Here is a 19733-nt window from a genome sequence, read left to right as displayed (position 1 = left end):
CTCCACACCGTCCCCTCCGCCGCAGCGCCCGCGATGCCCTTCGCCACGACAGCGGGGTACTGTTGGACGGATCAACGCACAGGGTGGTGGACACATGACGAAGGCTCGGCAGGCGCTGCTCGCGCGCCTCACCGGTTCGCTGCCCGTCCACGGCTCGATCGTCGGTGTCGCCACCGAGGAGCACACGGTCGTCATGACCTACGGCGACGGTCCGAGTCCCGACGGCACGCCAGGGGTTCTCGACGCCCTCGCCGAAGCCGGCGCGACCGCGACGTTCTTCGTCCTCGTCGGCCGCGCGCGGAAGTACCCGGAGCTCCTCGAACGCATCGTCGCAGGTGGGCACGAACTCGCGCTGCACGGCGACGACCACGTGCGCCTCACCGACTTCTCCGAGGAGGTCGCCTACCGGCGCACCCTCGCGGCCAAGCAGGAGCTCGAACAGCTGAGCGGCCAGCCGATCGAGTGGTTCCGGCCACCCTACGGCGCGCAGAGCATCGAGACCTGGCAGGCCGTCAAACGAGCCGGTCTGCAGACGGTGCTGTGGACGGCGACCGCCTGGGACGTCAAGGACGTCGGCGAGCACGAGCGCGTCGCCCACGCCGTGCGGCACTGCCACCAGGGCTCGATCCTGCTCGCCCACGACGGCTTCGCCGGCCCGGCCGACGGCGTCGACGACGGCCCTGAGCCCGAGGTCGACCGCGGCGCGCTCGCAGCCGAGCTGCTGAGCGGCTTTGCCCGCGAGGGCCTCGTCGGCCGCTCGCTCGGCGAAGCGCTCCGGGCGGGCAAGGCCGTCCGCCGGGCGCGCTTCACGGAGTGATCACCCCCGGTCCCTGAGCCGACCCCGGTCCCTGAGCCCACACCCGGTCCCTGAGCCCACACCCGGTCCCTGAGCCTGTCGAAGGGCGTTATCCGAGACCGACCCCGCCCCTCAGTCCTTCGCGAAGCGGTCCGTCGCGTCGATGAGCGCCGACAGGATGCCCGGCTCGTCGAAGGCGTGCCCCGCGTCTGGGACGATCGTGAAGTCCGCATCCGGCCACGACCGGTGCAGGTCCCACGCGGTGAAGACCGGCGTGCACATGTCGTAGCGACCCTGGACGATCACGCCGGGCACCCCGGCGAGCTTGCCGGCGTCACGGATGAGCTGCTCGGGTTCGAACCAGCCCTTGTTCGTGAAGAAATGGTTCTCGATGCGCGCGAACGCCACTGCGAAGTGCGGGTCGGTGAACCGGGCGACGGTCTCCTCCTGCGGCAGCAGGGTGATCGTCGACGACTCCCACCGCGACCAGGCGACCGCCGCAGGTCCGTGGACGGCCGGGTCCTCGTCGAACAGGCGCCGGTGGTAGGCCTCGATGAGGTGGCGGCGCTCGCCGACCGGGATCGGCTCGAGGTAGCCCTCCCACAGGTCGGGGAAGACCGCGGAGGCACCACCCTCGTAGAACCAGTCGAGCTCGGCGTCGCGCAGCGTGAAGATGCCGCGGAGCACGAGCTCGGTGACGCGCTTCGTGTGCTTCTGGGCGTACGCGAGCGCGAGGGTCGAGCCCCAGGACCCGCCGAACACCATCCAGCGCTTGATCTTCAGCGCCTTGCGGAGCACCTCGAGGTCGGCGACGAGGTGCCAGGTGGTGTTCGTCGACAGGTCGGCTGCGGGGTCGCTCGCGTGCGGGGTGCTCTTGCCGCAGCCGCGCTGGTCGACGAGGACGATGCGGTAGCGCTTCGGGTCGAAGAGCCGACGGTGGATGGGGCTGGTCGCGCCGCCCGGGCCGCCGTGGAGGAACACGACGGGCTTGCCGTCGGGGTTGCCGGAGGTCTCCCAGTACAGCGACTGCCCGTCGCCGACGTCGAGCATGCCGGTCTCGTACGGCTCGATCTCGGGATACGGCTCACCCATACGGTCCACTTCCTCCTGTGTTCACGACATGTGTCTCACCTAGCATGCCGCACCCGGCACGCCGGTCAGAGCTGGTCGGCGGACACCGAGAAGGTGTCGCACGCCGACGGACCGGACTGGTAGCCGGTCATGAACCACCGCTGGCGCTGCTCGGCGGAGCCGTGGGTCCATGCTTCGGGGTTCACCTGGCCGGTCGCCGCCTCCTGGATGCGGTCGTCACCGACGGCCGCCGCGGCGCTCAGCGCGTCGTCGATCTCCTGCTGGGTCACGGGCTTCAGGAAGGCGACCCCCTTCGCGTCCTCGGTGTCGGACGCCGCCGCGACCCAAGCACCGGCGAAGCAGTCGGCCTGCAGTTCGATGCGGACGGAGTCCGAGGCCGGACCCGTACCGCTGCGGTCGGCGCGGTCCATGATGCCGGTGAGCGCCTGGATGTGGTGACCCCACTCGTGGGCGACGACGTACATCTCGGCGAGCGGTCCGCCCGAGGCACCGAAGCGGTCGCGCAGTTCGGCGTAGAAGCTCGTGTCGATGTAGATGGTCTGGTCCGGCGGGCAGTAGAACGGGCCGGTGGCGCTCGTGGCGGCACCGCAACCGGTGTTCGTCTGTTGGTCGAAGATGATGAAGTCCGCCGGCGAGGTGTAGTCGGCACCGAGCGCGGGCAACTCCTCGGCCCAGTAGGCGTCGAGCGACGAGTAGGCGCCTCCCATGCGGCAGTCGACGTTCGCGTTCGCGTCGGCGCCGGTCTTGCACTCGTCGGAGAGCTGGCTCTCCTCCTGCTGGCCCCCGCCGACACCGCCGCCGCCGAGGATGCCTGAGACGTCGACGCCGAGGAACTGCGAGATGAGCGCGATGACGATGACGCCGACGGCACCGCCACCCACGGCGATGCCCGTCGTGCGGCCCCGTCGCTTGACCTTGTTCCCGCTGATGTCGGCGTTGTCGTTGAACGTCATGTCGGCACCCTATCGCTCAGCGCGAGGTGAGGCATATCGTCGCCCGCCCCTTGCGCGGACGACGATCCGCCTCCCCTCAACCGCGTGCGGTCAGCGGGACTTCTTGGTGAGCGTCTTCTCGTCGACGGGTGCGTCGCCCGACGCACGACGCGCGGCGAAGTAGTCGGCGGCCTCCTGCTGGCGCTGCGCCTCCTGACCGGTCGCGATGGGTGCGCGCACGTGCTCGGGGGCGAAGCCGAAGGCTTCGACGAGGTCGAGGGCGTGCGGACGCAACCGGGCGATGAGGCGGTCCACGTACGCGCTGACGGCCTGGCCGCGCTGCGGCGAGAGGCGCCCGTGGATGAGGTACCAGGCGAGGTGCTTCTCGATGAGCGACAGCCCGAAGAGGTCGTGCACCCACGTCATGACCTGCTTGGTGCCCGGATCCTCGATCTGCTCGACACCCTCCGTGAAGGCCTCCCACTGGAGGAGTTCGCCGTGGGCCCGCGCGGCCTCGATGAGCTCGTTCTGGTGCGCGTTGAAGAGATCGGCTGCGGCCTGCTTCGAGAGCTTGTTCGCTCCGCGCAGCTTCGTCGCGACCTCGGCGATCATCGACTCGACGCGCTCGGTCAGCAGCTCGCGCTGGACGTTCGTGTCGCGCAGCTGGCTCACCGAGCGTGCCGTGGAGCCGAAGTCCTTCACGGTCTGGGCGAGGCTCCGGAGCCCGCTGCTGTGCACGGCGCGGTCCGTCGCCTGCTCGACGACGTAGCGGGCGAGGGCACCGGCGTCGACCTTCGCGAACTTCCGGCTGTAGTCGGTGAGGAGTCGCTTGGCGACGAGCTGCAGGAGCACGTTGTTGTCGCCCTCGAACGTCGCGTAGACATCGAGGTCGGCGCGCAGGCCGGTGAGGCGGTTCTCCGCCAGGAAGCCGTTGCCACCGCACGCCTCGCGCGCCTCCTGGAGCGTGTCGAGCGCGTGCCAGGTCGACAGCGGCTTGAGGGCCGCCGCAAGCGTCTCGAGATCCTGACGGTCCTCGTCCGAGTCGGCCTTGCCGCTGAACACCTCGTCGAACTTCACGAGCAGTCGGTCGTGGGCGAAGATCTGCGCATACGTCGTCGCGAGGCGGGGCAGGAGCCGGCGCTGGTGGCGCTGGTAGTCGAGGATGACCTCTTCCTGGGTGTCGCTGCCCGCGTTGAACTGCCGACGCTCGCTGCCGTAGGTGATCGCGATCTGCAGGGCGAGCGCGGAGGCCGACGTCGCGGCTCCGTCGAGCGACACGCGGCCCTGGACGAGCGTCCCGAGCATGGTGAAGAAGCGACGCCCGGGGCTCGTGATGGGCGAGGAGTAGGTGCCGTCCTCGGCGACGTCGCCGTAGCGGTTGAGGAGGTTGGTGCGCGGCACGCGGACGCCGGTGAAGTGCAGTCGGCCGTTGTCGATGCCGTTGAGCCCGCCCTTCAGGCCGTCGTCCTCGCCACCGATCCCGGGGAGGAAGGCACCCTCGTCGTCGCGGATGGGCACGTAGAAGCAGTGCACGCCGTGGTTCACGCCGTTCGTGATGAGCTGCGCGAACAGGGTCGCCGCCTTGCCGTGCACGGCCGCGTTGCCGAGGTAGTCCTTCCACGCCGCGCGGAACGGGGTGTCGATGACGAACTCCTGGGTCTCCGGGTCGTACGTCGCGGTGGTCGCGATCGAGGCGACGTCGGAGCCGTGACCGGACTCCGTCATCGCGAAGGCACCGGGGACGTCGAGGTTCATCGCGCCGGGCAGGAACGCGTCGTGGTGCAGCTCGGTGCCGAGGTGCAGGATCGCCGCACCGAAGAGTCCCCACTGGACGCCGGACTTGATCTGGAGGGACGGGTCCGCGAGGACGAGCTCCTCGAACCCGGCGATGTTGCCGCCGTGGTCGTCGGCGCCGCCGAGGCGCTTCGGGAACGCCTTGAGCACCTGGCCGTTGTCGACGAGGAGCTTCAGCTGGTGGAAGACGCGATCGCGGTGGTCGTCCATCGACTGCCCCTCGATGCGCTGCATCTCCGGCTTGGCCGCGAGCTCCCGCGACGCGAGCCGGGCCTCCGGCCAGGTGCCGAGCAGCTGGTGCGCGAGCGCCGGGACATCGATCCGCGCGTCGGACGGCGCCACCTCGACCGTCGCTGCCGTGGTACCGCTGACGCTCGTCCGGATCGCTGTGTCGACCATCGCTGTGTCCTGCCTTTCACCCATGAAAACCTCCGACAATGGTAGGACTGTCATAACGATGGGTGAGAGCGCCTGTGGGATGTGGACAAGGGCTCGCCCGATCGTCGTCGATCGACTTGGTCCTCCCCCACAGCTGTCGCAGCTCGCTCTCAGGAGCGGCGTCAGGCGTTGGCGGCGACGACCTCGATGAGCGCCTGCCCGTAGGCGTCGAGCTTCTTCGCGCCGATGCCGCTGATGCCGTCGAGCGCACCGAGCGAGTCGGGCTTCGCGGTCGCGACCTCCCGCAGTGTCGCGTCGCCGAAGACGATGTAGGCGGGGACGCCCTGTTCTTTCGCGACACCGGCCCGCCAGGCACGGAGTGCTTGGAACAGCTCGGCCGCGGCGGGCTCGAGCTCGACGTTCGCGGGCGACGAGCGGGAGGACGACCTCGACGAGGAGCGTGCGGCGCGTTCCGGCTCACGGCGCATGGCGACGGGCCGGTTGCCGGCGAGCACCTCGGCACTCCCCTCGGTGAGTCCGAGCGTGCCGTACTCGCCGACCGTGGCCAGGAGGTCGCGTGCGAGCAGCTGACGGACGACGCCGCGCCACTCCTGGTCGCTGAGGTCCTCACCGATGCCGAAGGTCGCGAGTTCGTCGTGCCGCTGCTGGGCGACGCGGTCGGTGCGCTTGCCGCGAAGGATGTCGATGATCTGCCCTGCGCCGAAGGACTGGTTGCGCTCGCGCTTCAGGCGCACGATCGTCGAGAGGAGCTTCTGCGCCGGCACGGTGCCGTCCCAGGTGACCGGGGGTTCGAGACACGTGTCGCAGTTGCCGCACGGCGTGGAGGGCTGACCGAAGTAGCGCAGCAGGTTGACCCGACGGCAGTCGACGGTCTCGCAGAGGGCCAGCATCGCGTCGAGGTGGGCGCTGAGGTTGCGCTGGTGCGCGAGGTCGCCCGGTGACTCGGCGATCATGCGTCGCTGCTGGACGACGTCCTGCAGGCCGTAGGCGAGCCAGGCGATGGACGGCTCGCCGTCGCGCCCCGCACGGCCGGTCTCCTGGTAGTAGCCCTCGACACTCTTCGGGAGGTCGACGTGGGCCACGAAGCGGACGTCCGGCTTGTCGATCCCCATGCCGAAGGCGATGGTCGCGACGACCACGACGCCGTCCTCGCGGAGGAAGCGCGATTGCGCAGCCGCACGCACGGAGGCGTCGAGTCCGGCGTGGTACGCCACGGCGTCCACCCCGTTGTCGCGCAACAGCTGCGCCGTCTGCTCCACCGTCTTGCGGCTGAGGCAGTAGACGATCCCGGCGGTGCCGGCCGGCTGCTCCTTCACGAACGCGACGAGCTGCTTGCGGACCTCGTTCTTGCCGACGATCCGGTACTGGATGTTCGGGCGGTCGAAGCTCGAGACGAAGTGCTTCGCCTCGCCGAGGTGGAGCCGCTGCGTGATCTCCTGGTGCGTCGCCTCGGTGGCGGTCGCCGTGAGCGCGATGCGCGGGACGTCGGGCCAGCGTTCGGCGAGCTCGCCGAGCATGAGGTAGTCGGGACGGAAGTCGTGCCCCCACTGCGACACACAGTGCGCCTCGTCGATCGCGAGCAAGGCGATGGTGCCCTGGCCGAGGAACCGCCGCGTCGCCTCGGAGCTCAGGCGCTCGGGCGCGACGTAGAGGAGGTCGAGCTCGCCGGCGAGGTAGGCCTGTTCGACCCGGGAACGCTCGGCGGGATCCTGCGTCGAGTTGAGGAACGCGGCGCGGACGCCGACGGCGAGGAGTGCGTCGACCTGGTCTTGCATGAGCGCGATGAGCGGGGAGACGACGATACCGGTGCCCGGCCGGAGCAGCGCGGGGATCTGGTAGCAGAGGCTCTTGCCCCCACCCGTCGGCATGAGGACGACCGCGTCGCCGCCGCCGGCGACCTGCTCGATGATCTGCTGCTGCTCGCCGCGGAACGCGTCGTACCCGAAGACGGTGTGGAGTGCCTCCTGTGCCGTGGCGAACTTCTGGCCCGCCGCACGGGCGGCCACCGGAGCCGCTGCGGGCGGAGCGGCTGAAGCGGACGTGACCGCTCCACTCCCCCACGCGACACCACCGCCGAGGTACGCGTCGTCGGGCGGTGGGGCGTCGAAGTCGTCGGGAGCGTCCGCGTCGTCCGGGATCCAGTCGGGTTCGGTGCTCCAGCTCATCCGTCGATCGTAGCCGCAGCAGCTGACACCCCGGTGCCCCTCCACAGGAACCGATCCGAAGAATTTCGCTCCTCTTAATGCGCGACCCCATCTGACACGCGATCGGATCTTTTTCCAAACCACCCCCGTGGGGGCTCCGAAGTGTCATCGAGGGCCGGTTCTGAGAGGCACTCGACAACCGGTCCATACCTCATCAAAGGAGAATCACATGCGTACCATCAAGCGAAACCACATGGCAGTGCTCGCACTCGCCGCCGTCGCGACCTTCGGCCTCGCAGCCTGTTCCAGCGGCTCCAGCTCCGACAGCGGTTCCTCGATGGAGCCGAGCTCCGCTCCCACCGAGTCGATGGCTGCAGACCCCGCAGCGGACCTCGTCGGCTCGGGCTGCGCCGCCTACGCTGACGCCGTCCCGGACGGTGCAGGCTCCGTCGCCGGCATGTCGGCCGACCCCGTCGCCGTCGCCGCGTCCAACAACCCGCTGCTGACCACGCTCACCGCTGCGGTCTCCGGCCAGCTGAACCCCGACGTCAACCTCGTCGACACGCTGAACGGCTCCGAGTTCACCGTCTTCGCCCCGGTCGACGACGCCTTCAAGAAGATCGACGCCGCCACGCTCGACAGCCTCAAGACCCCTGAGGGCGCTGCGACGCTGACCTCGATCCTCACGTACCACGTGGTCCCCGGCCAGATCGCTCCGTCCGACATCGACGGTGAGCAGACCACTGTCGAGGGTGGAACCGTCAAGGTCGAGGGCTCGGGTGACAACATCACCGTCAACGGTGCCAAGGTCATCTGCGGTGGCGTCAAGACCGCCAACGCGACCGTGTACCTCATCGACTCGGTGCTGATGCCGCCGGCAAAGTAGCCGACCGCGGGTTCACCCGCACGCTACACCGGTAACAATGGAACAGCCCCGTCATCCTCTCGAGGATGGTGGGGCTGTTCCGTTGTGTCGGGACCCTTCGACGAGCTCAGGGACCGGAACGGGTGCGGCTCAGGGCGCGGAGGTGTCCGTGCCCTGGTCGTCCGAAGGCGCCTCCGGCTTCCGCCGGGTCACGAGCAGCACGCCGATGCCGGCGATCAGGACGACGCCGATCGCACCGACGATCCACCACACATCGCCGCTCAACCCGCCGTCGGACGACGACTGCGGCTCGACACCGCCCGCCTCCGATGAGGGCTCGACCGTGGAGGCGCCACTCGTCGCGCACGCGGGCTTCTCGCTCCCCGCCGCGAGCTCCTGGCCCTCGGCCGGCGCCCACTCGAAGGTGTAGCTGCCCGACAGCGGGTGGCCGTCGGTCGAGACGAGCTGCCAGACGACGGTGTACTCACCCGCTTCACCGAGCTGCAGCGGCATGACGAGCGCGGGCCCGTTCACCGCTGCGCACGCGGAGCCGTAGTACAGTCGCTCATCGCCCGGGCCGGTCACCTGGATCTGGTTGGACTGGCCGGCATCCCCGAGGTCGAGCAGGTTGTCGTTCGTCGTGATGACGAGCTGCTCCGGCTGCTCCGTGATCGTCGACCCCTCGGCCGGCGTCGTCGAGACGATGGTGTTGTGCGCTGAGGCCGGCTGGGCCACGGCGAGCACCGCCGCGACCGCGAGGAACGCGGTCGCAGCGGTGCCGACGAAGCGGCGGCGACGGGAGACCGTCATCAGGCCTGGCGCTTCGCGTCGGACGCGGCGCGACGGGCGGACGCGGCGATCACGATGCCCGCGGCTCCGACGACGAGGCCGGCGATGCCGAGGACGCGGCCCAACACGTCGGTGCTGCCGGCGTCGGACGACGCGGCGGCCTCGGTGTGGTCGCCGTCACCGTCGTCGTCCATGGCGGCTCCACCGTGGTGGTCGCCGGCCTCTGCAGCGGTCACGACGACGACCGGCGCCGGGGACTCGAGGTCGTCCTCGGTCTGCCCGTCCTTCGCGACGTCGGTCCAGTCGGTCTGGCCGACCTCGCACGTCTGCGTCACCGGGAAGACGAGGGTCTTGCCCTCGGCGTCGGCGGGCAGCTGGACCTGGAAGGAGACGGTGTCACGGTAACCGTCGGCGAGCGGCGTCTTGGCCGTGTAGACGACCGTGCCGACGCGCTCGGCGAGCTGCTCACCGTGGCTGTCGGTGATGGGCTTCGCGAGCGGAGCCATCTGCTTGTCGATGGTCCAGTTCGGGTTGACCGTCGGCGTCACGGCGTTGATCTCCTCGGGGATCTCGAAGGAGAGGCTCGTCGTGGGCGAACCGTCGCAGCCGTGACCGACGGCGAAGCTCAGGACCGTGTACGAGCCGGCGGCCGTGGAGGTCGGCGTGACGCTGACGTGGGCGCTGGCGGCGAGCGGCGCTCCGACCGCGAGGAGGGCTCCGGCGCCGATGGCGACGGCACCGAGCACGGCGGGCTTGCGGAAGGTGGGGCGGGAGGTGGTTGCGTTCATGATCGTCCTGTCGACTGCTCCGCACGACGTCGAGCGTGCGGAAAGGGGATGGCTCACGCCGGATGGCGCGCCGAAGGGTGCTGCTGCGCTGCGGCCGACCCGGCCACGCACGGCACCCGTCCCGGTCGGAGGGTGTTGCGTCGGTCAGGCGGCGGCGAGCGCCGGCGGACCGCGGTGTCGCAGGTGGAGCAGGACCACGCCGAGGTTGCGCGGACGACGGTTGACCCGGACCCAGCGAACCCGACGGGGCGCGGGGACGAGGTGCGTCGGTGCCGAACGGCGGGCGAGGATCCGGACGGTCAGCGCGGCGAGCGCGGCGAGTGTGGCGCGTTCGGCGAACAGGATGGCGGCGATGGTCGCGACGGCCGCCACGAGGTGCGCCGCCCACATCGTGGTGTCGCCGTGGGTGTGCGCTGCGGTGGCACCGCCGGTCGCCAGTTCGACGACTCCGTGCCGGTGCCAGTTGGCGGGGCCGGTCGCACCGCCGGATGCGACCGTGGCGCTGACGGTGCTCGGGACGAGGGTGAAGAGCGCGTGGTAGCCGAGCTGGCTCACGAGCACGGATGCCACGACCCCGAGTGCGGTGATGCGGCGGCCGGCGAGCAGGACGCAGACGAGGACGGCGAACGTCCCGCCGACGAGGAGCACGAACGCGGACGGTGCGGCGGCTCCGCCGATCGTGTGCGAGAGGGCGGCGGCGAAGGTGGCGAACGCGGCTGCGGCGGTGCCGCGGGCGACACGGGCCCACCGTTCCGTCATGCGATGCCTCCGGGAGAGCGAGCGGACCAGGTGTCGACGCTCGTGCTCACAGCCTACCCGAGTGGTGGAGGCCCTTCGACGGGTGGCCCGGACGATCGGCCCGCGCACAAGCGGGTCACACGGGGGCACTTCGACAGGCTCAGTGACCGGGGAGGGGGTGCTCAGGGACCGGGGAGAAGGTGGTCAGGGACCGGGGAGCGGGTGGTCAGGCCCCGGTGTCGGCGACGAACAACAGCACGATCGAGGCGATGGAGCAGACGACGCCGATGCCGAAGGTCACGCCGAAGAGCAGCCGGAGCGCTCTCGTGTGGTCGGCCGTCCGGCGGAAGCGTGCGCGCGACGGTTCCCGGCGGGCGTAGAAGACGTTCGGCTCCTCGGGGTCGCGCAGCGCGTCGAACTCCGCATCCGTGACGGGTCGTGAGTACAGCTCGGCCGCCTCGGTCATCCAACGGACTTCGCGCCCCGGACCTCGATCGATGTCCCCGCCGCCCGCGTCGTCCGGCAGGTCCACGATGACCCCGTGCGTCTCCACCCAGCTGCCGTCTGCAGCCCGCGCGATGAGCATGGCGATCAGCACGACGACGGCGCTGCCGAAGCCGATCCAGGTGAAGACCTCGAAGACGAGGCCGAGGAGATCGTGGGGGTCCACGATCACATGCTATCCGGCGGGCGGGCCCACGACTCGGACGGCCTCGCTCAGACGGACTCGGGTCGCTTCTGCCGCATGGGCTCGGCCGGCTGGTCCGGACCGTTCCAGACGCCGATGATGCCCCACGCGACCGCGGCGATCGGGACGGCGAGGACCGCGCCGACGATGCCGCCGAGGATGGTGCCGGCGGTCAGGGCGAGGAGGACGACGAGGGCGTGCAGCTTGAGCGAGCGTGCCATGACGACGGGCTGGAGGAAGTTGCCCTCGAGCTGGTTCACGAGCACGACGATGCCGACGACGATGAGGGCGGCGACCGGACCGTTGGCGACGAGTGCGACGAGGGCCGCGAGGATACCGGCGGCGGTCGCACCGACGATCGGGATGAAGGCGGTCAGGAACACGATGACGCTGAGCGGCAGGGCGAGCGGGACCCCGATGATCGCGAGACCGACGCCGATGCCGATCGCGTCGACGGCGGCGATCGTCGCGGTGCCGCGCACGTACCCGCCGAGGGTGTCCACCGTCTTGCCGCCGATGCGCTTGGCGCGGTCGTACGCGGTTCCGGTGAAGGGGCGGAGCAGGAACTCCCAGAGCCGCGGCCCGTCCTTGAGGAAGAAGAACAGGACGACGACCATGAGCACCAGGCCGGTGAGGAAGCTCGCCGTCGCGGAGACGCCGGCGAGCGCCCCGCTGCCGAACTGGCTCGAGGTGAGGAAGTCGACCGCGGTCTGCTTGGCGTCCTCGATCTGCTTCTCGTCGATGTCGAACGGCAGGGTGCCGAGCCAGTCCTGCAGCTGCCCGAAGCCCTTCGAGGCGGAGTCGACGAGGTCGTCCCACTGGCTCCGCACGGCCCAGACGATGAGCCACCCGATGCCGCCGAGGACGACGAGGATCGAGACGAGGGCGATCCAGGTGGCGAGGATCGACGGGAGTCCCTTCGACCGCATCCACCGCATGAGCGGGTAGATCGCCGAGGCGAGGATGAGTGCGATGACGACGGGGATCATCACGAGCGAGAGCTGCGTCAGCGCGAAGACGATCAGCGCGGCGACCGCGACGATGGCGAGCGTCTGGATGCTCCGGGTCGCGAACGTGCCGATGCGGTCGTGCCAGAGGCCGCGGGCGAGCGGCTCCGGTGCGTCCTCATGCTTGTCGAACAGGCCCATGGGATCCCCAATCTCGGCAGCGGCGGAGCCGGACGGGCCCCGCGCCCAGTCAACCACGTCGGTGCGGGCCGAGGTCAGGCCGAGCGGGAGTAGCGTTGTCCGTGATAAGGAGGCGCTCATGACGAGACTCGACGCCGACCCGGTCCCCAGCGTCTGCCACGCACCTGACGGTTCCGGGACGAGACTCCTCGAGGCTCGCGAGGTCCCCCTCGGCGGCGTCCGTGGCCTGAGCGTCCATCGCACCCTCCCGCAGCGGGAGCTGCCGATGATCGGCGCCTGGTGCTTCCTCGACCGCTTCGACGAGGACCGCTCGCTGATGCGCGTCCTGCCGCATCCGCACACCGGCCTGCAGACCGTGACGTGGCCGCTCGTCGGCGACATCCGCCACCGCGACAGCGTGGGCAGCGACGTGGTCGTCCGCCCGGGCGAGCTGAACCTCATGACCAGCGGCCGGGGCGTGTCGCACTCCGAGTTCTCGGTGGGCGCGGAGGCCGCCGCCATGCACGGCCTCCAGCTGTGGGTGGCACTCCCCGAAGCCGCCGCCTCGGTGCCGGCGGCGTTCGAACAGCACACGGACCTTCCCGTGCACCGTGCTCCAGGCTTGGAGGCGACCGTCCTCGTCGGCACGCTGGGCGGGGTGACGTCGACCGCGACCGTCCATTCGCCCCTGCTCGGCGCCGACGTGACGCTCGAGGCCGACACCGTCGTCGAGGTGCCGGTGGATCCGGCCTTCGAGCACGGCGTCCTCGTGCTCGACGGGATGCTCGAAGTCGGTGGCGTCGAACTCGGCTCCGGACCGTTGCTCTACCTGGCGCCCGGGTGCGATCGCTTGGAGCTCCGGAGCGCGACCGGTGCCCGCTTCGTGCTCCTCGGAGGGACGCCGTTCCCGGAGGAGCTGGTCATGTGGTGGAACTTCGTCGGTCGCACTCACGAGGACATCGAGTCCGCCCGGGAGGACTGGGAGGCGGGGTCGCCGCGCTTCGGGTCGGTCGCCGGCCACGGCACGGACCGCATCCCGGCGCCGCCCTTGCCGAACGTCCGTCTGGCCCCGCGCCGACGCTCGATCTGATCGCCCGGACGGGGCGCTCAGGACCCCGTTCCGAGCGATGTCCGTCGGCGTCCCGATCGGCCGATAAAGGATAGGCTGTCCTCAGGAGATCGGCTGCTCGTGAAGGTGGGCTCATGCAACGTCTGAGTACGCGACTGCTGCTGACCTGCGCCGCCATCGGCGTCGGAGGCGGCCTCGTCTTCGTCGTCTCCGGGTACGTCGGCGGCACGATCTCCGCGACCGCCCCCGTGCTCTACGGCCTCATCATCGGCGTGTACTTCCTGCCGGGTGTCGTCTCGCAGGCACTCCTCCGACGCGGTGGCGTGGCCCTCATGACCGGGCTCACCGCCGGCCTCGTCTCCGCGGCGTTCAGCCCGCAGTGGTTCTTCCGCTACTTCGGCACCGGTCTCGCGATCGGGCTCCTGCAGGAGATCCCCTTCGCCGTGTCGCGCTACCGCGTCTGGAAGGCCTGGGTCTTCTACCTGGCAGCGGGCATCGCGGGACTCGTCTTCGGCGGCTCCGTGCTCGTCGTCCTCGGGATCGAGCACTTCGCGCCCCTCGCCCAGACGGTCTACATCGCGCTCTTCGTCCTCAGCCCGATCGCCTTCACCGCGCTCGGGCGGGCGGTCGCGGCGGCGCTCGCGAGAGCCGGTGTGGGGCGGTCCATCGCGAAACCCCTGCAGCGCGACCGCGGCTCGGCCGGCACGCGGGCCTGAGTGGACCCCGTACCGCCGACGCATCCCGCCACCGTCGTCCGGCGGGTGCGCATCCGTCACGACGAGCGCGAGGAGTGGACCCCGGACGACGTGTCGTTCCAGGTCGCACCCGGTGAGGTGGTCCTCCTGCTCGGGCCGAGCGGCTCGGGGAAGTCGACGCTGGCGCTGGCCCTCAACGGCCTCGTCCCCCACGCCGTCCCGGCCGAGTTCGAGGGCGCTGTGGTCACCGGCGGGCTCGACACGGCCACCTCGACGGTCGCGCAGCTGAGCGAGCACGTGTCGATGGTGTTCCAGGACCCCGATGCCCAGATCGTCACCGGGACAGTCCTCGACGAGGTGTGTTTCGGTCCCGAGAACCTCCTGCTCCCCGTCGAGGAGGTCCTGTCCCGCGCCGAACGCGCGCTCCGGCAGGTCGGGCTCTGGGAGCGCCGGACCGAAAATCCCGACCGGCTCTCAGGCGGAGGGCGACAGCGACTCGCGATCGCCTGCGCCCTGGCCATGGGGAGCGACCTCCTCGTCCTCGACGAGCCGACGGCGAATCTCGATCCGGCCGGGATCGAGGAGGTCTACGCCGCCCTCCGCTCGCTCGTCTCCGGACCCGATGGCGCCGGGAAGCGGCACGCGATCCTGCTCGTCGAGCACAATCTCGACGCCGCCATCGACCTCGTCAACCGGGTCGTCGTCCTCGATCGTGGCGGGCGACTCGCCTTCGACGGCCCGACCCGCGACATCCTGCTCGGGCACCTCGACGAACTGCTCGCGATGGGCGTCTGGCTGCCGGTCGCGACGCTCGCCGCCCTGCACCTCCGCGCAGCCGGCGTCGCCCTGCCGCACCTCCCCCTGACGCCTGCCGAACTGACCGCCGCACTCGATGCGACCGCACTGCCGACGCTGCCGACAGCACCCGTCGCGCCGGTCACCGCCGAGCGGTCGGTGGCGGTCCGCCTCGACCGGCTCCGCGTCGAACGCGGTCGCGGCCGCCGACGCACCCCGATCCTCCACGAGGTGAGCCTCGAGGTCGGGACGGGCGACTTCCTCGCGGTGATCGGGACGAACGGTGCCGGCAAGACGACGCTGCTCCAGGCGATCGCCGGGGTGGTCCGGCCTCCCCGCGGCCACATCGACGTCGGCGGGATCGACCCGGGGCGCAGCGACGTCCGGACGATCGCGGCGCACATCGGCTTCGTCTTCCAGAACCCCGAGCACCAGTTCATCGCCCACACCGTCCACGACGAACTCGCGCACGGCCTGCGGATCCGGGGCGTCGACGACACCGGGATCGAGCGGCGCGTCGACGACCTGCTGCGGCGGTTCGGCCTGGAATCCGCACGCGACGTGCACCCGTTCCTCCTCTCCGGCGGCCAGAAGCGCCGACTGTCCGTCGGGAGCGCCCTCATCGCCGGAGCTCCGGTGCTCGCGCTCGACGAACCGACCTTCGGTCAGGACCGAGCTCGGGCGAACGAGCTCCTGGACCTCCTCGCCGGGCTCAACGCGCAAGGCACCACGGTCCTCGTCGTGACCCACGACCTCCAGCTCGTCGCCGATCACGCGAGTCACGTCGCGGTGATGGCCGGCGGTCGCCTCCTCGCCCACGACACGACCGCCGCGATCCTCGGCGACGACGAGCTCCTGCGCCGCGCGGGGCTCCGGCCACCGCCGCTCGCCCAGGCGATGCGCTCGCTGGCGAACCACCCCGACTGGCGGCACCTGTCGAGACTCGACGACCTGCCCGGGGCGGCCGCCCGATGAGCGCCACGACGATCGACCCGTACGCCTCGAGCACGACCCCGGCCGGTCGATTCCTGTACCGGTTGAACCCGCTCGCGAAGCTCGGTGCACCGCTCCCGGTGATGATCCTCCTCGCGTTCACGAGGGACCCGGTCACGCCGGCGCTGTTCATCGCCCTCGCGGTCGTCGTCATCCTCGTCGGAGCCAGCCTGACGCGGACGGTCGCCCTGTTGCTCTTCGTGGCGCTGCCGCTCATCGTCGCGATCATGTCGTTCAGCTTCGGCCTGTGGACCGACCCGAGCCGCGTCGACCAGTCCGTCCTGCTGTTCCAGGTCGGCGACTACCGGTTCTTCCTCGGGGCGCTGCTCGTCGGCCTCGCAACGGCACTGCGGCTCGCGGCCCTCCTCGTCCTCGCCTGCATCGGCGGCCTCACCTCGACCGGCCCGGAGTTCGTCCGAGCGATGATCCAGCAGCTGCACGTGCCCTACCGGATCGGGTACACGGCGCTCGCCGCCTACCGGTTCGTGCCGCGGTTCGGGCACGAGCTGGAGGTGATCCGTTCCGCCCACCGCGTCCGCGGCATGGTCGAGGGTCGCGGACCGATCGCCGCCGTCCGCCGCGCCGCAGGCACCGTCGTACCGCTGCTCGCCGGTGCCATCCGTCACGCGGAGCGGGTCGCGCTCGCCATGGATTCGCGGGCGTTCGGTGCCCATCCGCAGCGCACGGAGCGGACCCGCATCCCCTTCCGCACCCGCGACTGGTGCTTCATGGTCGCCTTCTGGCTCGTGAGCGCCGTGCTCGTGTGGTGGAGTCTCACCGCGGGCCCGGGTCCCGTCGTCCGGAACTGATCGTCCGGAGTCACCCGGAGGACTCGAACATATGTTCTAATGGAGGCATGCGGTGGAGCGGACAGGAACTCGGGGTTGAGACGACGTCGGCGCTACCGGGCCTCGCGAAGCTGAACAACCTCGTGCGCAGCGTCCAGACGCCGGAGTTCGCCGGGATCACCTTCCACGAGGTGCTCGCGAAGTCGGCGCTCAACCGCGTACCCGGCCAGTCCGTGATGCCGTTCGGGTGGACCATCAACCCCTATCGGGGCTGCTCACATGCCTGCGTGTACTGCTTCGCCCGATCGACGCATTCGTATCTGGACCTCGATGCGGGGAAGGACTTCGACTCACAGCTCATCGTCAAGGTGAACGTCGCCGAGGTCCTCGAGAAGGAGCTCGCGAAGGCGAGCTGGGGCAGGCACCCGGTGGCACTCGGAACGAACACCGACCCGTACCAGCGCGCCGAGGGCAAGTACCGGCTCATGCCGGGGATCATCAACGCCCTCGCCGACTCGGGAACCCCGTTCTCGATCCTGACGAAGGGCACGCTGCTCCGGCGAGACCTGCCCCTCCTGGCCGAGGTCGCTCAGCGAGTACCGGTCGACCTCGCCATGTCGATCGCCATCTACGACGACGAGCTCCAGCAGTCGATCGAACCCGGCACCCCGACGGCGGCGGCCAGACTCGCGACCGTCCGCGCCGCTGCCGACCTCGGCTTCGACGTCGGGGTCTTCATGATGCCGATCCTCCCGTACCTGACCGACACCGTCGACCACCTCGACCTCGCCCTGTCACGCATCCGCGAGGCCGGCGCGAGCACCGTCCTCTTCTCGACCCTGTACCTGAAGGCCGGCGTCAAACCCTGGTTCATGCAGTGGCTGTCGCGGGAGCACCCGGAGCTCGTCGACCGCTACACCTCGATGTACGCCGACGGCGCCTACGCCCCGAAGGAGTACCGGAAGTGGCTGGCCGCGCGCATCCGTCCGATGATCCGCGATCACGGGCTCGAGCGCGGCACCGAGGACCCCGCCACCGGGGGTGTCCGCTCGTCGGCACTCGGCATGCTGCGCGACGGGTACGGCGAGCGGGCCGAGCTGCGCAAGCGCGCCCCGGAGTTCGTCACGACCGGCCTGCAGGTCCAGCCGACCCTCTTCTGACCCGTTCATTCGCCCATTTCTGGGCGACCGAACGCCCGTTCGCCCAAAGATGGGCGAACGAATCGGCTTCAGGCGTCGGGAATGAGCCGCTTGCTCAGCAGCGCGACCTCGTCGGTGCCGTACCCGAGCGCTTCGTAGAAGCCGATCACGCGGTCGTTGCCCGTCCGGACCATGAGGTTGATCTTCGGGCAACCGAGTTCGATGAGCAGACGCTCGGCCTCGGCCATGAGCCGCCGTCCGAGCCCGCCGCCCTGCTGGGCCGGCGACACCGCCAGGTAGTGCACCCATCCGCGGTGACCGTCGTACCCCACCATCGCCGTGCCGACGAGGGCGCCGTCGCCGTCGGTGGCGACGAGGAACAGCTCGGGCTGCGTCGTCGACTTGCGCTCGATGTCCTTCGCCGGGTCGTTCCACGGTCGGGTGAGCCCGACGGTGTGCCAGAGGGCGATGACGGGCTCGGTGTCGGACGGCGTGAAGGGACGGATCGGCATCAGCCCAGTCTTCCGCACACGCGGCGTCGATACAGTTGGTCACCCGAGCATCGACGAACGGACCCGTATGAGCATCGACCCTGGCCTGGAACCGACCGGCGACCCGATCCCGGCGCCTGACGGATCGACAACGGTCACCATCGCCACCGGCAGCGGCCCGATCACCGGCCTCACCGAAGCGGGTGTCTTGCGATTCCTCGGTGTCCCCTACGCGGCAGCGCCGTACGGCGACGACCGCTTCCGACTCCCCCAGCCGGTCGTGCCCTGGGACGACCCCCGCGATGCGACCCGTCCCGGTGCGACCGCCCCGCAGCCGCCCTACGCCGGCGCGGTCGGTGAGCTGCTCCCCACGGTGACGGTGCCGGGCAACGAGATCCTGAACCTCAACGTCTGGACACCGGCCGAGCGGTCGGACGACCCGCTCCCCGTCATGGTGTGGATCCACGGCGGCTCGCTCGTCCACGGCTCCAACGCACTCGACTCGTACGACGGCACCGCGTTCGCGCGCGACGGCGTCGTGCTCGTCTCCGTCAACTATCGCCTCGGGTCCGAGGGCTTCTCGGTGCTCGACGACGTCCCGCTGAACCTCGGTCTCGCCGACCAACTCGCGGCGCTGACGTGGGTGCAGGACGAGATCGCGCGGTTCGGCGGTGACCCCGACAACGTCACCGTGTTCGGTGAGTCCGCGGGCGGGGCCTCGGTCGCCGCGCTCCTCGCACACCCGGACGCCTCGTCGGTGATGCGGCGGGCGATCATCCAGAGCGGCCCGCTGCGCTCGGAGCCGCGCGAGCGCTCCGGCCGGATCTCGAAGCTCATGGGCAAGGACCTCGGCGTCCCTGCCACCAGGGCCGGTTTCCGCCGTGTGCCGCCCGAAGGGCTCGTCGCGGCCCAGGAGCGGGTGATGGGCGGGGGCAACCCGCTGACCGGCGGCCCTGGATTCTCGATCACGACGTCGTCGCCACTCGCGCCACTGAGTCCCCTGGACGCCCTGGTGTCGGGCGGCTCCGCCGACATCCCGGTCCTCATCGGCACGACGACGGAGGAGCACCGACTGTTCCTCGTCCCGACCGGTATCTCCCGGCGGATCACGCGCCTCCAGCTGTTCGTGGCGCGACTGCGCTTCGGCGTCAGCGCCTCAGCCGTGCGGACGTTCCGCCGCAACCGTCCGAAGGCGAGGCCCGGCGAGATCCTCGGGGCGATCGCCACCGACATCCTGCTCCGGGTCCCGCTCAATCAACTGGCGGACGCACGCGCCGACAACGGCTCGGACACCTGGGTGTACGAGTTCGCCTGGCGGAGCCCGGTCGGAGCGGACGGCGAAGGCGAGCTCGGTGCCGCACACGCGATGGAGATCGGCTTCGTGTTCGACCACCTCGACTCCCCGGAGGCCGTCCGCATGGCGGGCCCCTCGGCCCCGCAGTCGCTCGCGACCGCGATGCACGACGCCTGGGTCGCGTTCGCGAAGGCAGGCGACCCGGGCTGGCAGCGTTGGGACGCCACCCGACCGGTCCGGACCTTCGACGGGGTCGACGACGCCGTCGTCCTCGCGCCGCGCGACGACGAGCGGGCGGCCCTCACCCGGTAGCGGGC

18 protein-coding genes are annotated in these 19733 nt (G+C 70.5%); 8 read left to right on the top strand and 10 right to left on the bottom strand.

Annotated elements, in window-relative coordinates:
• The first annotated feature begins 94 nt into the window (after window positions 1-94).
• Window positions 95-817 (top strand): polysaccharide deacetylase family protein, encoded by a 723-nt coding sequence (locus tag QRN19_RS01840; protein WP_285024876.1) that lies wholly within the window; start codon window positions 95-97, stop codon window positions 815-817.
• Between the two features lie 111 nt (window positions 818-928).
• Here QRN19_RS01840 and pip read toward each other — a convergent pair whose 3' ends face one another.
• From pip to recQ, 4 genes are all read right to left on the bottom strand, one after another.
• Window positions 929-1888 carry a prolyl aminopeptidase gene (pip, locus tag QRN19_RS01835; RefSeq protein ID WP_285024875.1) on the bottom strand — a complete coding sequence of 320 codons (960 nt, stop codon included), beginning with the start codon at window positions 1886-1888 and terminating at the stop codon, window positions 929-931.
• Between the two features lie 65 nt (window positions 1889-1953).
• Complete coding sequence (ypfJ, locus tag QRN19_RS01830; RefSeq protein WP_285024874.1) at window positions 1954-2841, bottom strand: KPN_02809 family neutral zinc metallopeptidase; 888 nt, start codon at window positions 2839-2841, stop codon at window positions 1954-1956.
• Window positions 2842-2931: 90 nt separating this feature from the next.
• Complete coding sequence (locus QRN19_RS01825; protein ID WP_285024872.1) at window positions 2932-5013, bottom strand: acyl-CoA dehydrogenase family protein; 2082 nt, start codon at window positions 5011-5013, stop codon at window positions 2932-2934.
• Between the two features lie 161 nt (window positions 5014-5174).
• Window positions 5175-7178 (bottom strand): DNA helicase RecQ, encoded by a 2004-nt coding sequence (gene recQ / locus QRN19_RS01820; protein WP_285024869.1) that lies wholly within the window; start codon window positions 7176-7178, stop codon window positions 5175-5177.
• A 208-nt stretch (window positions 7179-7386) separates the two neighbouring features.
• Here recQ and QRN19_RS01815 point away from each other — a divergent pair, with 208 nt between their 5' ends.
• Window positions 7387-8043, top strand: a complete 657-nt coding sequence (locus QRN19_RS01815) for a fasciclin domain-containing protein (RefSeq protein WP_285024866.1) — start codon at window positions 7387-7389, stop codon at window positions 8041-8043.
• A gap of 129 nt (window positions 8044-8172) precedes the next feature.
• On the opposite strand, the gene QRN19_RS01810 is transcribed toward QRN19_RS01815, so the two are convergent.
• From QRN19_RS01810 to QRN19_RS01790, 5 genes are all read right to left on the bottom strand, one after another.
• Window positions 8173-8832, bottom strand: coding sequence for a copper resistance CopC family protein (locus QRN19_RS01810; RefSeq protein WP_285024864.1), 660 nt, complete (start codon window positions 8830-8832; stop codon window positions 8173-8175).
• Window positions 8832-9599, bottom strand: coding sequence for a YcnI family copper-binding membrane protein (locus tag QRN19_RS01805; protein ID WP_285024862.1), 768 nt, complete (start codon window positions 9597-9599; stop codon window positions 8832-8834). The genes QRN19_RS01810 and QRN19_RS01805 overlap by 1 nt, the downstream gene beginning before the upstream one ends.
• A gap of 144 nt (window positions 9600-9743) precedes the next feature.
• Entirely contained in the window at window positions 9744-10358 is a 615-nt protein-coding gene (locus QRN19_RS01800; RefSeq protein ID WP_285024861.1) for a hypothetical protein, read from the bottom strand.
• Between the two features lie 205 nt (window positions 10359-10563).
• Window positions 10564-11007: a DUF3592 domain-containing protein gene (locus QRN19_RS01795; RefSeq protein WP_285024859.1), complete on the bottom strand. Its 444-nt coding sequence runs from the start codon at window positions 11005-11007 to the stop codon at window positions 10564-10566.
• Window positions 11008-11054: 47 nt separating this feature from the next.
• On the bottom strand, window positions 11055-12173 hold the full coding sequence (locus QRN19_RS01790; protein ID WP_285024858.1) for an AI-2E family transporter: 1119 nt from the start codon (window positions 12171-12173) through the stop codon (window positions 11055-11057).
• Between the two features lie 118 nt (window positions 12174-12291).
• On the opposite strand from QRN19_RS01790, the gene QRN19_RS01785 reads away from it, so the two are divergent.
• The 5 genes from QRN19_RS01785 to QRN19_RS01765 all read left to right on the top strand — a co-directional run bounded on the left by QRN19_RS01785 (window position 12292) and on the right by QRN19_RS01765 (window position 17652).
• Window positions 12292-13242 (top strand): pirin family protein, encoded by a 951-nt coding sequence (locus QRN19_RS01785; protein ID WP_285024857.1) that lies wholly within the window; start codon window positions 12292-12294, stop codon window positions 13240-13242.
• Between the two features lie 113 nt (window positions 13243-13355).
• Entirely contained in the window at window positions 13356-13937 is a 582-nt protein-coding gene (locus QRN19_RS01780) for an ECF transporter S component (protein WP_071259786.1), read from the top strand.
• Window positions 13938-15686 carry an ABC transporter ATP-binding protein gene (locus QRN19_RS01775; protein ID WP_285024855.1) on the top strand — a complete coding sequence of 583 codons (1749 nt, stop codon included), beginning with the start codon at window positions 13938-13940 and terminating at the stop codon, window positions 15684-15686.
• Entirely contained in the window at window positions 15683-16513 is an 831-nt protein-coding gene (locus QRN19_RS01770) for an energy-coupling factor transporter transmembrane component T family protein (RefSeq protein ID WP_285024853.1), read from the top strand. Before QRN19_RS01775 ends, QRN19_RS01770 begins: the two co-directional genes overlap by 4 nt.
• A 47-nt stretch (window positions 16514-16560) precedes the next feature.
• On the top strand, window positions 16561-17652 hold the full coding sequence (locus tag QRN19_RS01765; protein WP_285024852.1) for an Rv2578c family radical SAM protein: 1092 nt from the start codon (window positions 16561-16563) through the stop codon (window positions 17650-17652).
• A gap of 68 nt (window positions 17653-17720) precedes the next feature.
• On the opposite strand, the gene QRN19_RS01760 is transcribed toward QRN19_RS01765, so the two are convergent.
• Window positions 17721-18143: a GNAT family acetyltransferase gene (locus QRN19_RS01760; RefSeq protein WP_285024851.1), complete on the bottom strand. Its 423-nt coding sequence runs from the start codon at window positions 18141-18143 to the stop codon at window positions 17721-17723.
• Between the two features lie 67 nt (window positions 18144-18210).
• Between QRN19_RS01760 and QRN19_RS01755 the strand changes: the two genes are divergently transcribed.
• A complete protein-coding gene (locus QRN19_RS01755; RefSeq protein ID WP_285024849.1) occupies window positions 18211-19728 on the top strand; it encodes a carboxylesterase/lipase family protein in 1518 nt (505 codons plus the stop codon).
• Window positions 19729-19733: the final 5 nt, after the last annotated feature.

Origin of the sequence: Plantibacter sp. ME-Dv--P-122b (assembly GCF_030209375.1) — a bacterium.
Lineage (GTDB): Bacteria > Actinomycetota > Actinomycetes > Actinomycetales > Microbacteriaceae > Plantibacter.
Note: the sequence above shows the minus strand (reverse complement) of the source record. Positions and strands in the feature narration are given on the sequence as shown.

Coding starts and splice junctions, on each gene's coding strand:
- QRN19_RS01840 (WP_285024876.1), top strand. CDS start 95: ATGACGAAGGCTCGGCAGGCGCTGCTCGCGCGCCTCACCGGTTCGCTG.
- pip (WP_285024875.1), bottom strand. CDS start 1,888: ATGGGTGAGCCGTATCCCGAGATCGAGCCGTACGAGACCGGCATGCTC.
- ypfJ (WP_285024874.1), bottom strand. CDS start 2,841: ATGACGTTCAACGACAACGCCGACATCAGCGGGAACAAGGTCAAGCGA.
- QRN19_RS01825 (WP_285024872.1), bottom strand. CDS start 5,013: ATGGTCGACACAGCGATCCGGACGAGCGTCAGCGGTACCACGGCAGCG.
- recQ (WP_285024869.1), bottom strand. CDS start 7,178: ATGAGCTGGAGCACCGAACCCGACTGGATCCCGGACGACGCGGACGCT.
- QRN19_RS01815 (WP_285024866.1), top strand. CDS start 7,387: ATGCGTACCATCAAGCGAAACCACATGGCAGTGCTCGCACTCGCCGCC.
- QRN19_RS01810 (WP_285024864.1), bottom strand. CDS start 8,832: ATGACGGTCTCCCGTCGCCGCCGCTTCGTCGGCACCGCTGCGACCGCG.
- QRN19_RS01805 (WP_285024862.1), bottom strand. CDS start 9,599: ATGAACGCAACCACCTCCCGCCCCACCTTCCGCAAGCCCGCCGTGCTC.
- QRN19_RS01800 (WP_285024861.1), bottom strand. CDS start 10,358: ATGACGGAACGGTGGGCCCGTGTCGCCCGCGGCACCGCCGCAGCCGCG.
- QRN19_RS01790 (WP_285024858.1), bottom strand. CDS start 12,173: ATGGGCCTGTTCGACAAGCATGAGGACGCACCGGAGCCGCTCGCCCGC.
- QRN19_RS01785 (WP_285024857.1), top strand. CDS start 12,292: ATGACGAGACTCGACGCCGACCCGGTCCCCAGCGTCTGCCACGCACCT.
- QRN19_RS01780 (WP_071259786.1), top strand. CDS start 13,356: ATGCAACGTCTGAGTACGCGACTGCTGCTGACCTGCGCCGCCATCGGC.
- QRN19_RS01770 (WP_285024853.1), top strand. CDS start 15,683: ATGAGCGCCACGACGATCGACCCGTACGCCTCGAGCACGACCCCGGCC.
- QRN19_RS01765 (WP_285024852.1), top strand. CDS start 16,561: ATGCGGTGGAGCGGACAGGAACTCGGGGTTGAGACGACGTCGGCGCTA.
- QRN19_RS01760 (WP_285024851.1), bottom strand. CDS start 18,143: ATGCCGATCCGTCCCTTCACGCCGTCCGACACCGAGCCCGTCATCGCC.
- QRN19_RS01755 (WP_285024849.1), top strand. CDS start 18,211: ATGAGCATCGACCCTGGCCTGGAACCGACCGGCGACCCGATCCCGGCG.